The sequence below is a fragment of the Lentzea sp. CA-135723 genome (assembly GCF_050936595.1).
GTDB lineage: Bacteria > Actinomycetota > Actinomycetes > Mycobacteriales > Pseudonocardiaceae > Lentzea.
The window spans coordinates 3,871,236-3,885,079 of record NZ_JBNJMK010000001.1 but is presented as its reverse complement, the minus strand read 5'-3'; the positions used below and the strand labels follow the sequence as shown (position 1 = coordinate 3,885,079).

The 13,844-nt window shown below is 68.4% G+C and carries 10 protein-coding genes; 4 read left to right on the top strand and 6 right to left on the bottom strand.

Features of this window, described 5'->3' with window-relative positions; all coding sequences use genetic code 11:
- Positions 1 to 32: 32 nt before the first annotated feature.
- Positions 33 to 1,394: an NAD(P)(+) transhydrogenase (Re/Si-specific) subunit beta gene (locus tag ACQEU1_RS17110; protein WP_433202144.1), complete on the top strand. Its 1,362-nt coding sequence runs from the start codon at positions 33 to 35 to the stop codon at positions 1,392 to 1,394.
- On the opposite strand, the gene ACQEU1_RS17105 is transcribed toward ACQEU1_RS17110, so the two are convergent.
- From ACQEU1_RS17105 to ACQEU1_RS17095, 3 genes are all read right to left on the bottom strand, one after another.
- Complete coding sequence (locus ACQEU1_RS17105; RefSeq protein WP_433202141.1) at positions 1,360 to 3,330, bottom strand: diguanylate cyclase domain-containing protein; 1,971 nt, start codon at positions 3,328 to 3,330, stop codon at positions 1,360 to 1,362. The two genes, ACQEU1_RS17110 and ACQEU1_RS17105, sit on opposite strands and share 35 nt — an antisense overlap.
- 52 nt (positions 3,331 to 3,382) lie before the next feature.
- On the bottom strand, positions 3,383 to 4,186 hold the full coding sequence (locus tag ACQEU1_RS17100) for an SAM-dependent methyltransferase (protein WP_433202138.1): 804 nt from the start codon (positions 4,184 to 4,186) through the stop codon (positions 3,383 to 3,385).
- A gap of 73 nt (positions 4,187 to 4,259) precedes the next feature.
- Positions 4,260 to 5,294 carry an MFS transporter gene (locus ACQEU1_RS17095; RefSeq protein ID WP_433202135.1) on the bottom strand — a complete coding sequence of 345 codons (1,035 nt, stop codon included), beginning with the start codon at positions 5,292 to 5,294 and terminating at the stop codon, positions 4,260 to 4,262.
- Between the two features lie 57 nt (positions 5,295 to 5,351).
- Here ACQEU1_RS17095 and ACQEU1_RS17090 point away from each other — a divergent pair, with 57 nt between their 5' ends.
- Genes ACQEU1_RS17090 through crcB form a run of 3 tightly spaced genes read left to right on the top strand, consistent with a single transcriptional unit; the run spans position 5,352 to position 6,440 of the window.
- A complete protein-coding gene (locus tag ACQEU1_RS17090) occupies positions 5,352 to 5,795 on the top strand; it encodes a MarR family winged helix-turn-helix transcriptional regulator (protein ID WP_433202132.1) in 444 nt (147 codons plus the stop codon).
- Positions 5,796 to 5,817: 22 nt separating this feature from the next.
- Entirely contained in the window at positions 5,818 to 6,105 is a 288-nt protein-coding gene (locus ACQEU1_RS17085) for a fluoride efflux transporter FluC (protein WP_433202128.1), read from the top strand.
- The gene (crcB, locus tag ACQEU1_RS17080; RefSeq protein ID WP_433202125.1) at positions 6,102 to 6,440 is read left to right on the top strand and encodes a fluoride efflux transporter CrcB; all 339 of its coding nucleotides are present in this window, start codon (positions 6,102 to 6,104) and stop codon (positions 6,438 to 6,440) included. Before ACQEU1_RS17085 ends, crcB begins: the two co-directional genes overlap by 4 nt.
- Here crcB and ACQEU1_RS17075 read toward each other — a convergent pair.
- The 3 genes from ACQEU1_RS17075 to ACQEU1_RS17065 form a co-directional block, all read right to left on the bottom strand.
- Entirely contained in the window at positions 6,385 to 8,715 is a 2,331-nt protein-coding gene (locus ACQEU1_RS17075) for an NACHT domain-containing protein (protein WP_433202122.1), read from the bottom strand. The genes crcB and ACQEU1_RS17075 overlap by 56 nt on opposite strands.
- Before the next feature lie 208 nt (positions 8,716 to 8,923).
- Complete coding sequence (locus tag ACQEU1_RS17070; RefSeq protein WP_433202119.1) at positions 8,924 to 11,491, bottom strand: NACHT domain-containing protein; 2,568 nt, start codon at positions 11,489 to 11,491, stop codon at positions 8,924 to 8,926.
- A gap of 19 nt (positions 11,492 to 11,510) precedes the next feature.
- Entirely contained in the window at positions 11,511 to 13,742 is a 2,232-nt protein-coding gene (locus ACQEU1_RS17065; protein ID WP_433211543.1) for a HelD family protein, read from the bottom strand.
- Positions 13,743 to 13,844: the final 102 nt, after the last annotated feature.

The window sequence follows — 13,844 nt, the reverse complement described above, 5'->3', positions numbered from 1 at the left end:
CCAAACGGGCAGTTTTCCTTGGAGGACTTCAGATGACCATCGTCGGGCTGATGTACCTCGTCGCGTCGCTCTGCTTCATCCTGGCGCTGAAAGGCCTGAGCTCGCCCAAGTACGCGCGCTACGGCAACTTCATCGGCGCGTTCGGCATGCTGGTCGCCGTCGTCACCGCCTACGTGCACGGCGTCGTCCACAACGGACTGTGGATCCTCATCGCCGTCGCACTCGGTGTGGCCGTGGGCATCCCGGCCGCCCGCTCGGTGAAGATGACCGCGATCCCGCAGATGGTGGCCCTGTTCAACGGGGTCGGCGGCGCGGCGGCGGCTCTGGTCGCGCTGGCCGAGTTCTTCGCGGTGCCGGACACGACCGTGATGTTCCGGCTCGCGACCGTGCTGACGGTGCTGATCGGCTCGGTCAGCTTCTCCGGTTCGGTGGTCACGTTCCTGAAGCTGCAAGAGCTGATGACGACGAGGCCCGTGCTGTTGCCGGCCGGGCAGCAGCTGGCGATCGCGGCCGCCGCGTCGTCGGTTGCCTTGTGCGCCTTGACGATGGCGGTGCCGAACGGGTTCCTGCTGTGGTTGCTGGCGGCGGTCGGGCTGGCGCTCGGCGCGTTGTTCGTGCTGCCGGTGGGCGGCGCGGACGTGCCGATCGCGATCTCGTTGCTCAACGCGTTCACCGGGCTCGCGGTGGCGGCGTCCGGGTACGTGCTGGCCAACACGTTGCTGATCGTGGCGGGCACGCTGGTCGGCGCGTCCGGCACGATCCTGACCCGGCTCATGGCCCAGGCGATGGGGCGGTCGCTCGCGAACATCCTCTTCGGTGCGTTCAAGGCGACGACCGTGACGGCGCACGAGGAGGAGCAGCGGACGGTCAAGTCCGGGACGGTCGAGGACGTCGCGATCCTGCTGGGGTATGCGAACAACGTCGTCGTGGTGCCGGGGTACGGGCTGGCGGTGGCGCAGGCCCAGCACGCGGTGCGGGAGCTGGTGTCGCAGCTCGAACGGCGTGGAGTCGCGGTGTCGTACGGGATCCACCCGGTGGCGGGGCGGATGCCGGGGCACATGAACGTGCTGCTGGCCGAGGCGGACGTGCCGTACGAGCAGCTCAAGGAGCTCGACGACGTCAACCCCGGGATCACGTCCGTCGACGTGGCGGTGGTGGTCGGGGCGAACGACGTGGTGAATCCGGGGGCGCGCGACGAGCCGGCCAGCCCGATCTACGGCATGCCGATCTTCGACGTCGACCGCGCGAAGTCCGTGGTGTTCATGAAGCGGTCGATGCGGCCGGGGTTCGCGGGCGTCGACAACGAGCTGCTCTACAACCCCAAGACGACGTTGTTGTTCGGGGACGCGAAGGACTCGCTCACGAAGCTTCTGGCGGCTGTGAAGCAGCTCTGAGCAGGTCGGTGACCTCGGCGGCGGTCAGCGCGGGCAGCAGTCCGATCACGCCGTCCGCGCCCGCCTGACGCCAGTGCTCGGCGTCGGCGAGGGTGTGCACCTCGTCGACGCCGAACCGCACGCCGAGACCGTGCACGGTCGCGATCAACGCGCGCATCGCCTGGTGCAGCGGGGAGTCCGGCGCGGGCGCGGGGGCTCTCGTGATCACGGAACGGACCGGCACCTCGGTCAGCACGGCCAGTTCGTCGTGGCCGCCGCGGAACCCGTCGAGCGCCGTCACGATGCCGCTGTCGTGCAGCACCACGGCGTTGTCGTCGCCCGCGAGCACCGACGAGATGTCCAGCGCGATCCGCAGCCGTTCCGGCGGCAGGCCTGTCTCGTCCAACGCGCGTTTGACGTCGGCGACCAGGTCCTCGTCGCGGGACTGCAGGGCGCCCAGCGCGATGTGCAGCGTCGGGGCGCCGTCCCCGAACTCCTCGGCCCACTCGGCGGCCTGCGCGCACGCCTCGCGCAGCAGCCAGCGGCCGATCGGCAGCGACAGGCCCGTCGAGTCGGCGAGCTCCACGAGGTCGTTGTGGCTCAGGTCGTCCCAGTGCAGCCGGGCGACGGCACCGAGCACCTCGCGGGTCTCCAGGTCGTGGACGGGCGCGTAGACGATCTCGATCTCGCCGTGCTCCCACGCGCCCGGCATCGACGCGGCCAGCGCGTACTTGCCGCGGCGGCGCGCGTCGTCGTGCGGGTCGTGCAGTGCCCACTGCCGTTTGCCGCGGGCCTTCGCCTGGCGCAGCGCGGCGTTGGCGCACCGCATGAGCTCGGCGGCGGTCGCGAACGACGGCGGCCGGTCCACCACGCCGACGCTCGCCGACAGCGCGATGCCGTGATCGTCCACAAAGGTCGGCTCGGCGAGGACGTCCTGGATCTCCTCGATCGTCGAGGTGACGTTGTCGTTCGCGGTGAGGAACCCGAACTCGTCGCCGCCGAGCCGCGCCAGCACGGCGTTCTTCTCGGCCGCGAGCTTGCCCAGCCGGCTCGCGACGATCTTGAGGAGCTTGTCGCCGGTGTCCTGGCCGAGGCCGTTGTTGACGACCGAGAACGCGTCCAGCCCCAGGTGGTAGAGGGTGATCGGGCCGCCGTCGAGCTGCCGTTCGACCTGGGAGACGAAGTGCTGGCGGTTCGACAGGCCCGTGAGCGAGTCGTGCAGCAGCTGGTGGTCGAGGCTGCGTTGCAGCAGGTGCAGCTCGCTGATGTCCTCGACCATCGTCACGTGGTGCGTGGGCCTGCCGTCCGCGTCGCGCAGCACGGAGACCACGAGGTGCACCCACACCGGTTCGCCGTCCGCGCGGATCAGCTGGCGCTGGTCGCGGAACCGGTCGAGGCGCCCCTCGCTGAGGTTGCGGTAGGAGGCGCCGAGCGGCTTCAGGTCCTCCGGCCGGTAGAACTCCTTCAGGTCGTGGTCGACGACCTCCGCGCCCGATTCGAGTCCCACGATCTCGGCCAGCGTGTCGTTCGCCTCGACGCAGCGGCCGGTGAGGTCGGTGATCGCGATGCCCAGCGCGGCGGAGTCGAACACCTCCTGGAACCGCGCCTCGCTGACCTTGAGCGTGCGTTCGACCCGCTGTTTGGCCCGCACGATCGCGACCTTGATCTGCTCCTGCTGGTCGAACGCGTCCATCCGCATGGCCTGCGCGTACGCGGAGCTCAACCGGGCCAGCACGGGTAGTTCGAACGTGGACGAAAGAACCTCGATCGTGGCGCTCAACGAGTCGGGGCCGGTTGCGTGCAGTGACACCAAGCGCTTGCCGACCGACTTGGGCGACCCCGGCAGCTCCCGCAACGAGTCGAGCAGCGCGCGCTCGATTTCGGCGCGGGACAGCGGGATGTACGCGGTAGGCGTCAGCGCGTGCATCCAGCGGGCGGCGAGCTCCGGAAGTTCCATCCTGCGCACAGAGAGTACGGATTCGGCGCCGAACGGCCAACAACGACAGGCGCTACCGCTTGCGTCCCACAGCAGCGTAAATGCCTGCCTTGCCCGGATCGTCGGTGTTGGTGCCCTCCGGCCGCCACAACGGCGTCGGCACGATGCCCGGCTCCACGAGGTCGAACCCGGCGAAAAGCGCCGCGATCTCGCTCTTCGTGCGCGGGTACATGGGGTTCTGGCTCTGCTTCATGACCTCGACGATCCCGGCCATCTCCTCCGGCTGGAGGTCCTGGGTGAACTGGGAGACGGCGAGGTAGCTGCCCGCAGGCACCGCGTCGCGATAGGCGGCGACTATGGCTTCCGGGCCGGCCTCGGGCGGCACGAAGTGGAAGACACCGGCCGTCAGAACGCCGACGGGCCGCGTGAAGTCGATCAGGCCGCTCTCGCGCGCCGCGTGCAGCACCGCGTCCGGCCTGGTCATGTCCTCCTGGATGATCGCCGCCCGCGGGTCCTGCTCCAGGATGAGCTGGCTGTGCGCGACGGCGACCTCCTCGAAGTCCACGTACACGACCTGCGACTCGGGGTCGGCCTTCTGCGCGATCTCGTGCACGTTGCCGACCGTGGGGATGCCGGAGCCGAGGTCGAGGAACTGCCGGATGCCCTCGTCGATCATGAACAGCACCGACCGGCGCAGGAACGCCCTGTTCAGCCGGGCGATCGCGCGGCCGTTGGGCTGCGCCTTCAGGAACTTCTCGGCGAGTGCCCGATCGGCCGCGAAGTTGTGCCCGCCACCGAGCAGGTAGTCGTAGAGGCGTGCGGCACTCGGCTTGCCCGTGTCCACGCCTTCGGGAACCCAGCTCACCTGTTCAGCCATGCGGCCAGGCTACTGAGACACGACGTGCGTCCGGCAGGGCTTGTGCCCTTTCGGGCTAGTGAAATGCCTTATGTCACTGGAAAGTGTGAATCAGCAGGGTGGCCACCGCTACGCCCAGTGCCGTGCCGAGCCCGCGTGCGACGTTCACGAGCCCGCTCCCGACCCCGGCCGACCCTTCGGGCAACGCGCTCATGACCATCTTCGTGCAGGCCGGCGCGATGATCCCGAGCCCGATGCCTGCCACGATGAGCTGAAGTGGTTGTGGCACAGGCAGAACGAGGGCTGTCGCCGTGATGATCGCGCCGGTCCAGATGCCCGGCCTGGACAGCAGGGTCGCCGCGATAGCGAACCCCAGGGGCAGTGCCGCGACCGTGAGTCCTATATGTGCCAAGGGTTGTTTCATGGTGAACGGCAGCAACGTCATGGGCGCGAACAACGCCGCGTACGTGAGCAGCACGCCGATGAGCCCCGGCAGCACTCGCCAGCTCGGCTTTCCCTTGTCCCGCGCGGTCTTCGTGCGGGGGAGCAGGTAGTGACCAGCGACCATGGCGACGACCCCGATCGGCACGTTGATCGCGAAGACCGCCTGCCACCCGTAGTGCTCGGTGAGGAACCCGCCGAGCAACGGCCCGGCCGCGAGCCCGGTGGCCTGCGCCGCGGCCTGCACCCCGAGCGCCTTGCGCCGCTTCTCCGGCGCCACCGCCGTGGTCACCAGCGCGACGCTGTTCGCCTGCAACATCGCCGCCCCGACCGCCTGCGCGATCCGGGCGGCGATCAACGCGTCGAAACCCGGCGCGTACACGCACGCCACCGACGCCGCGGTGAACAACGCGAACCCGTAGATGTAGACGATCTTGCGCCCGATCCGGTCCGCGATCCTGCCCATTGGGACGAGCAGAGCGACGAGCGTGATCAGGTAGCTGAGCGAGATCCACTCCGGATCGGCACCGAAGTGAGCACTCATCGCGGGGAACGCCAGCGTGACGATCGAGGCGTCCAGCTGCCCCATGAAAGCGCCGAAGCAGACCGTCGCGATGACCAGCCAAGGTGCGTACGACCGGCGCGCGATCCACGCCGGCCTGGGCGACTCCGTGACGAACCAGTTCATCGTAAGCAGATTATATCTGACCCAGAGCTATTGTTCGACGTTCAGTAAGATTTCCGCATGTCAGACGAAGCCCGCACGCTCACCGACGTCGTCACTCGCCTGCGCCGGGCGCTGCGGACGAGCATCCGGGCCGACTGGCCGTGGGAATCCCTGCCGATGGCGCAGGTAGAACTGCTGCAGACCCTCGCGGAACGCCCGCCGATGAAGGTCGGCGACCTCGCCGCCGCGCTGAGGCTGGCCCCCAACACCGTGTCCGGCCTCGTCTCCCAACTGATCGACTCGGGCCTCGTCGTACGCGGCGGAGACCCCAAGGACAGACGGGTAGCGCGGCTATCCGTCTCACCTCGTGGACACGAACAACTGCTCGTCTGGCAGCGCGAACACGAGAAGCGAATCGGCTCGGCCCTGGCCAAGCTGGAGGCCTCCGAACGCGAGGACGTGGTGCGCGCCCTGAAGGCTCTCGACCACCTGGTGGAGCACCTTGCCGAACCCACCACCTGACCGCTCCCTGGCGTTTCTGTCCTTGGTCTCGCTGGGCGGCGGGCTCGGCGGGGTGGCCCGCTACGGGTTGTCCTTGGTCGTGCCGGGGGCCTGGGGGCTGTTTCTGATCAACGTGCTGGGGTCGTTCCTGATCGGCGTGCTGATGGGGACGGTGCCTCGGCCTCTGGTGCGCGCCTTCTTCGGGGTCGGGGTGCTGGGCGGCTTCACGACCTTCTCGTCTTACGCCGCTGCCTGGTCGTGGGCCCTGCTGGCCACACCGGTTTGTGCTGTGGGGTCGGCGTTTCTCGGGTTGCGGGTGACTCGGCGATGATCGTGCTGGCGGTGTTCCTCGGTGCTGCGCTTGGGGCGCCTTGCCGGTACCTGCTTGACGGGTTGGCGCAGTCGCGCCACTCCCGCGACTTCCCGTTCGGCACGCTGACCGTGAACGTCGTCGGGTGCCTGCTGATCGGGTTCGTCATCGGCACGTCCTGGATGCCGTTGCTGGGCATCGGCTTCTGCGGCGGCCTGACCACGTACTCGACCTTCAGCTACGAAACGGTGAAACTTCTGGAAGCCGAGAAGTACCGCTCAGCCTTCCTGAACGCCCTCGTCAGCGTTGTTCTGGGAGTGGCTGCGGCTGCTCTGGGTCTGGTGCTAGCACGCTGATCTCACCGCACTCCCACCTGTGGAGAAAAGCACGCACCTGCTCCGGAATCTCATATCCGTCGTCCCAGCCTTCTGGAAGTGACTTTTCCCCTGTGAGCTCCAAACAGGGCAAGGTCAGCATTAGCTCAAGGACGCTGGAGGGTCGGACGGACTGCCAGTCCTCCAACCCGAACGGTTCCGCTCCGGTCCAGGGTGTCGGCAGGACGGTCATCGTGATGGCGATCGAGTCCGCTTCAGCCACCTCGATGATCTCGCTGGCGGCGCTGTAGTACATGAAACCGGCGGCAGCGCATCTTGTATAGAAGATCCTGGCACCCATACTGCGGAGCGCGAAATCGAGGAGTTCCGGATCGTCGAGCATCCACAACGCCCAAGGCGTTGACTTCCGGAGCTCCCGAATTTCGTGGCGGTAGCGCTCACGCAGGTCCTGATAGACAGTCGGCCAGTGCTTGGCGAGCACGGTATCGATCATCAGTGTTGCACCGGCTTCACCTTCTGAGAGCAGGCGCCCGACGTGCTCGGTCACCGTTCGCTGGACCGCTTCCCTGTTCATCGGAGACAAATCGGCCACGCAGTTCTTGATCGAGATATCCGTCGGTGGGTCGTAGCCGCGAGTACGGGCTGCAAACGGAACTCGGACGAACTCCTCCAGTGCCTCGACGGTGATCGACCGGACCACCCGGTCGCTGGGAGCCACGTGGTGCAGTGCGCGGGTGGCGAACCTCAGCCCGCCGTTGTGGAGTGCTTCTTCCAGCAGTTCGTCGGCGCCGCCCTCGAAGTTGCGTTCGAACAACTGCAACACGATCTGGGCCACCACGTCCCACTGGTCGACGGTCGGCTTGAGCACGGCCCAGACTGCTTCAGCCGTGCGATGGGTACGCACAAGGTGCTCGGCGGCGAAGTACTCGAGGAACGTGCGGTGGGTGAAGCCGAACTCGTTCGCGCCGACGTCGGTGAGGATCCAGGCCCGCCCGGTGCAGTACGCGAGGAACTCCTCCGCGGCCGCCACCGACACGTCGTGGTCGTCGAGCTTGCGGTCGAGGTACTCCGTGAGGTGGCGGATGACCCTGGCGCGTTTCTGGGCCTTGCCTGACTCGGTCGCGCTGAACATCTTCCACGCCAGGTGCTGCACCGCGCCGCGCAAACGCCCGTGGAACTTGATCGGCAGCTCGATCCCGCGCTTCGAGTCCCACTGCTCGAACAACATCAACGCACACCGCTCGTACACCTCAGCGAGGTTGTGCGGCAGGTATCGATCGCTGGAGTACATGGCGCACAACAACGTCAGCAGCAGTGCATTGCTGCGCAACTCGCTGATCTGCTTGCTGTCCTCGAGAAACGAGGTGATCAGCCGTTCCCGCTCGACCGGTGACGTGGCGTCGTCGAGACTGAACCAGCGCGCGACGTAGTCCGACACCTGATCGTCGTCGAACTCCGCGATCTGGCTGGCCGCAAACATCTCGTCGTTCAAGGCAGCGTCTTCGTAGCCGACCTTCCGGGCGGTCACCAGGATCGGCACCAGCGGATACAGGTGCGCGAAGCCTTCTACCAACGACACGACTCGGCGGCGTAGTTCGATCTGCACGATCTCGTCCAGGCCGTCGAGGATCACGACTGCGCGGCCGGTGCGCAGCAGGTATTCGACGCCGTCACGCGGTGGCTTCACGTTGTACGGCTCCTGGCACAGCTTTTCCAGGTAGTGCAGGAGGTCGTGGCCTCCCTCGGCGAACGAGTCGGCGAACTGGCGCAGCACCAGCAGGAACGGCACGCGCTTGGTGCCGTCGGTGGCGATGTCGTAGGCGAACTTCGTTGCCAGCGTGGACTTGCCGGCGCCGGGATCGCCTTGCACCAGCACGCGGTGGCCGGGGGAGCCGAGGCGGATGGTGAACTTCGACGTCAGCGTCGGGTCTACGTAGAGCTGGTCGTAGCGGACCGCGCGGCTCACGCCGATGTGCGGCATGCGGATTCGGCTGTGCAGGGCGGCCACCTGTTCGCGCATGCGGGCCGCGAAGACGTGGATGCGTGCGGACGACTTGAGGCGCCGGAGCATGACCGTGTTGGTGGTGGCGGCGTTGTAGATGTCGGCGCGGTCGGTCTTGGTGCCCACGGCGCGGTAGTGGCCCTCCACCTCCTGGCAGGCGGCGACCATGGCGTCGTGCAGGAGGCCCGTGACCCGGTCCAGGGGGTGGTCGGACATGCCGGCCAGGCGGAGGCCTTCGTGGAGTTGTTCCTTGGAGGCCTTGCCCATCATGTTGCCGACGCGCTTCTGGGCCACGACGGTCGCGAAGTCGGGGGAGTCGAGGTAGGTCTCCAGGGCCTCGACGTCCTGGCGGTCCAGGTCGGCGAACAGGGCCTCGGTCGCGGCGCTCGTGGCGGACGGTGAGGGCAGCTTCAGGCTGTCCGTCAGGCGGGACGAGAGCTGGTCGCTCACGTCCACGACGACCCGGATGACCGCCGATTCGATGCTGGGCAACGGAAAGCTCCTACTCGAAGACGCTGAAGTCCTTGGCCACCCACCGGAGCAGCAGGTGGGCCGCGTGGCTGGAGAGGTCGGGCGGGCGGGACCAGCGGCCGGAGGTGGCGCGGGCCTCAGCCAGGTGGCCGAGGTCGGGGGTGACCTCGAAAGGGGGCTTGGTGGAGTGGTCGGCCAGCCGTTCCAGGTACGGCAGGCACAGCAGGAGGTTGAGGTCGGCCCCGAACACGTCGTGCGGCGTCAGCTCCGGTGCCCAGGCCGGGTCGTAGGTGCGGCTCCAGCTCTCGGCCGAGATCCACGGCCGGTCCGACTGCTGCACGATCAGGTCGGCCAGTTCCTCTGCCTGGAGGCCGTCGAACGTCCGGGCCTGGGACGACAGCAACGTGCACACCGGCGCGGGGAGTATGCCGCCGAGGTAGGTGCGGTGCTCGAACAGGACTTTCGGGCCGTGCAGGGAGACCAGGAAGTCGAGGTCGCTCAGGCCGTTCGAGCTCAGCCACGGCCGCGTCCCGGACGGCGGGTGCAGCCGCAGGTCGCGCAGTGCGGCCTGGAGTTCGGGCTCCTGGTCGAGGCAGCCGAGCACGCCCAGCAGGAAGCTCCCGAACTCGGGGTCGCTCGCGAGCACGGCGGCCTCGTCCAGCAACGCCCGGTGGGCGAACGGGGTGTTGGCCGGAAGGCTGTGGCGCAGGCACATCTGCACCGGCAGGTCTTCCTTCACCAGCAGGAACGAGGTCGAGTACGTCACGCGCGACGCGGTGGGGACGGACATCGCCTCGTGCAGGCACGCGCGGGTGATCCGGTCGACCAGCGCCGGGCGCGGCGCCACGTACTGCAGGGCGTTGGCGGCGAACGCCGTGCAGCCGTCGCGCATGGCCAGCGTGAGCACGTCGTCGGCGCCGTCGTCCACGTTGCGGTCGTGCAGTTGCAACGCGATGCGGGAGACCACGTCCCAGGCGCCCTCCGCGACGTGGGGACCCAGCGCCTGCCACAGGGAGTCGGTGTCGGTGTGCTTGCGCACCAGGTGTTCTGCGGCGAAGTACTCCATGAAGGTGCGGTGGGTGAAGCCGAAGAGCGGCTCCACCCGCGTCGCGCCCACGTCGGTGAGGATCCAGGCGCGGCCCGTGCAGAAGTCGGCGAACTCCTCTGCCGCGGCGAGGGCGTCGTCGGTGTCGAAGGACTTGGAGACCAGGTAGCGGGCCAGCAGGTGGACTATTCGGCTGCGCGGCAACGCCTTGCCCGACTCCGGGCTGGTGAAGAGCGCCCAGGCGAGGTGCTGGACGGCGCCGCGGAGCCTGCCCTGGAACTGCACCGGCAGGGCGATGCCGCGCATCGAGTCCCAGCGGTCGAAGAGCATCACGGCGCACCGCTCGTAGACCTGGGCGAGGTTGCGCGGCAGGTAGTGCTCGCTGGAGTACATGGCGCACAACAACGCCAGCAGCAACGGGTTGCGGCGCAGCTCGGCGATCTCGGCGCTCTCCGCGACGAACGACGAGGCCAGCCGCGCCCGCCGGGACACCGGGGTCGCGGCGTCCAGGGCGAACCAGCGGGAGACGTAGGCGGTGACCTGTTCGGTGTCGAACTCGTCCACCGTGCCCTGCGCGAACAGGGAGGTGCTCAACGGGGCCTCGGCGTAGCCGACCTTGCGAGCGGTGACGACGATCGGCGTCAGCGGGTACTGGTGGGCGAAGCCCTCGATGAGCCGCACGACCCGGCGGCGCAGTTCGGGTTCGACCAGCTCGTCCAGGCCGTCGAGGACGACGATCGCGCGGCCGTTGCGCAGCAGGTACTCCACGCAGTCGTGCGCCGGCGAGAGGTTGTACGGGTCGCGGCAGACCTGCTCGAAGTACCTCAGCAGTTCGCGGCCGCCCGCGCGGAACGACGGCGTGAAGTCCCGCAGCACCAACAGGAACGGCACGCGGTCCGACGAGGAGGCCAAGTCGTGCGCCAGTTTCGCGGCCAGCGTGGACTTGCCGGCGCCAGGGTCACCGAGCAGCACGGTCCGGCGGCCGGGCAGCACGAGGTCGTCGACGGACAGCTGCGGGTTCAACGTCGGCCGCACGTACAGCTCGCGGTACGGCACGGAACGGCTGACCCCAACGTGCGGTAGTCGCATCTCCGCGTGCGTCGCGACGACCTGCCGGTTCAGCTGCCGGGCGTACGCGTGGAAGTCCGCGAGCGACGGCGCCCGGCGCAGCAGCAGCCTGTTGTGCATGGCGGCGTTCGCGAGGTGCGTCACGGCCACCGCCGTCGGGACGTCCAGGTCGTCCGCGCGCAACGGCGGTGCGTCCGCCAACGCCCCCAGCACCGGAGCCGGATCCGCGGAGGCACCCGCGTGCCGCAGGCCCTGCACGATCTGTTCGCGAAGGTCGGCGGCGAGCGCGGGATCGAGTGCGCCGCGCATCGTCCGCCACAGCACGACCTGGCGGGCGACCTCCGCGAAGTCCGGTGATTCCAGGTAGCTCAGCAACACCGGGTCGACGTCGGCAGGAGCGGGAGGGACGAGCTGGGAGAGCCTGGTGGCGAGCTGGTTGCTGACGGACACCACGATGCGGCCGACCGCCGCGTCCACGCTCGCCACGCAGGCCTCCCGTCGTTCGTTACGAAACGTCCTTCAGCCGGGATAGCACATCGGGGAGCGTTCCGGTGTGCACGACGCCGAGTCGTTGCGTGGCACGGGTCAGCGCGACGTACAGGTCCGACGCCCCGCGCGGCGACTCGGCGAGGATGCCCTCCGGGTCCACCACGACCACCGAGTCGAACTCCAGGCCCTTGGCGTCGGTCACGCCGAGCACCACGACCTGGGCCTCCTCCAGCTCGTTGCCCACCGACGAACCCGGGACGCCCGCGGAGATCGACGACCCCACGGACAGGAGCAGGGCGGCCGGCACGATGACCGCGATCTTGCCGTCACCCACGGCCGCCACCTCGCGGGAGATCAGCGCGGGCACCTCGGCCTCGTACGACGCCACGGCCGACACCCACGGCGGCACACCGGTTTCGCGCACGGAGGTCGGCGGCACCAGGGACGCGTCCACGGAGGCGAGCACGTCGGCGGCCACCTCCATGATCTCGGCGGGGGTCCGGTAGTTGACCGTGAGTTCCGTCAGGCGCCAACGGTTCTGCACGTACGGCGACAGCACGGCACCCCATGAGGTCGCACCGCCGATGTCGCCGGTCTGGGCGATGTCGCCCACGACGGTCATGGACTTGCTGGGGCAGCGGCGCATCAGCGTTCGCCACGCCATCGCCGACAGCTCCTGGGCCTCGTCCACGATGATGTGGCCGAACGTCCAGGTGCGGTCAGCGGCGGCGCGTTCCGCCGCCGTCTCGTAGTTGTCGACGCCGTGGCGCTGGGCCAGGCTGTACGCGTCCATCAGGTCCGAGGCCATCAGCAGGTCCGGGTCCGCGTCGTCGTCCAGGTCGAGGATGTCGAGCACCCCCTGCGCGTACTCGACGGCCTGGCGGCGCTGGCGTTCGGCACGGGCCTTGGCCTCGGTGTCGTCCTCGCCGAGCAGTTCCGCGGCCTCGTCCAGCAACGGCACGTCGGCCGGCGTCCAGTCGTCGTTCGACCGCTGCAGCAGATCGCGTTCCTCGCGGGTGAACTTCACCATCGCGCGGTTGCGCCGCTTCGGGTTCCGGTACAGCTCCGAGAGCAGCGAGAACGGCGTCAGGATCGGCCACAGCGACGAGATCGCGGCCTGCACCTCCTCGGACTCGCGCAGCTCGCGGCGGATGTCGTCCACGTCCGCCGCGTCGAGCAGCTGCCCGCCTAGGCGGCTGACGACCATCTTCGACAGCATCCCGATGATCTCGCGGGCGAACGTGCGGCGCGCCTCGTTGTGCGCGCGGCGCGTTCGGCGGGCCCTGCCTCGCGCCTCGGCGATGGCGCGGCGGTCCAGGCGCAGCACGTCGTTGTCGAAGCGGATCTCGACGAACGGCGGCGCTTCCTGCCGGTCGCGCACGGCCGCGGCGATCACGTCCGCCATCTGCAGCCGGCCCTTGATCGCGGCGGCCGCAGCCGACTCGCGGCCCGTCGCCGTCAGGTTCGGGTACAGCTCGCCGACCGTGGACAGCAGCACGCCCGTCTCACCCAGGGAGGGGAGGACCTGACTGATATATCGCAGGAACGTCGTGTTCGGTCCCACGACCAGAACACCGCGTTTCGCCAGCTGTCGACGGTGTGTATACAGCAGGTATGCGGCTCGGTGCAGGGCCACGGCTGTCTTGCCGGTGCCCGGACCGCCCTGCACGACGACGACGCCGTTCAGCTCGGACCGGATGATCTTGTCCTGCTCGGCCTGGATGGTCGCGACGATGTCGCTCATCTGGCCGGTGCGCGACTCGTTCAGCGCCGCCAGCAGGGTCGCCTCGCCGGTCAGGCTGTCCTTCGCCGAGCGGTCGACCGAGTTGATGTCGAGCACCTCGTCGTCGAGGCCGATGACCTTGCGCGAGCGGGTCCGCAGGTGCCTGCGCCGTCGCACGCCGTCGGGGGAGGCGGCGGTGGCGAGGTAGAACGGCCTGGCGGCGGGCGCCCGCCAGTCCATCAGCAGCGGCTCGTATTCCTTGTCCTCGTCGAAGAGACCGATTCGGCCGATGTAGAAGCGGTCCTCGTTGTGGAAATCGAGCCGGCCGAACGCGAGTCCGTTCTCGACAGCGCTGTACTGGGCCAATTGATCTGTGTACATCGCGACGGACGTGTCGCGCTCGGACCGCATCTGGTGCGTGCCGCCGGTTTGTCGCAACGATTGTGCGAGTCGTTTCGACGTCTGTTCGCGGAGGTCGTCGAGCCGGCCGTACAACATGGCCACGTATTCCTGCTCCGGCTCCATTTCGGCGAGCCGGAGGTCATCGGAGGGGCTTGACAACTTGCCTCTTTTCTCGTTACAATGCGACGTCGGCAATAAATGCCGCTTCGCCCTGCTGTTAGATAA

What these genes read in the sequence shown, in the direction of transcription:
- ACQEU1_RS17095 (WP_433202135.1), bottom strand. Translation starts at nt 5,294, where the DNA reads ATGAACTGGTTCGTCACGGAGTCGCCCAGGCCGGCGTGGATCGCGCGC.
- ACQEU1_RS17090 (WP_433202132.1), top strand. Translation starts at nt 5,352, where the DNA reads ATGTCAGACGAAGCCCGCACGCTCACCGACGTCGTCACTCGCCTGCGC.
- ACQEU1_RS17105 (WP_433202141.1), bottom strand. Translation starts at nt 3,330, where the DNA reads ATGGAACTTCCGGAGCTCGCCGCCCGCTGGATGCACGCGCTGACGCCT.
- crcB (WP_433202125.1), top strand. Translation starts at nt 6,102, where the DNA reads ATGATCGTGCTGGCGGTGTTCCTCGGTGCTGCGCTTGGGGCGCCTTGC.
- ACQEU1_RS17110 (WP_433202144.1), top strand. Translation starts at nt 33, where the DNA reads ATGACCATCGTCGGGCTGATGTACCTCGTCGCGTCGCTCTGCTTCATC.
- ACQEU1_RS17065 (WP_433211543.1), bottom strand. Translation starts at nt 13,742, where the DNA reads ATGGAGCCGGAGCAGGAATACGTGGCCATGTTGTACGGCCGGCTCGAC.
- ACQEU1_RS17100 (WP_433202138.1), bottom strand. Translation starts at nt 4,186, where the DNA reads ATGGCTGAACAGGTGAGCTGGGTTCCCGAAGGCGTGGACACGGGCAAG.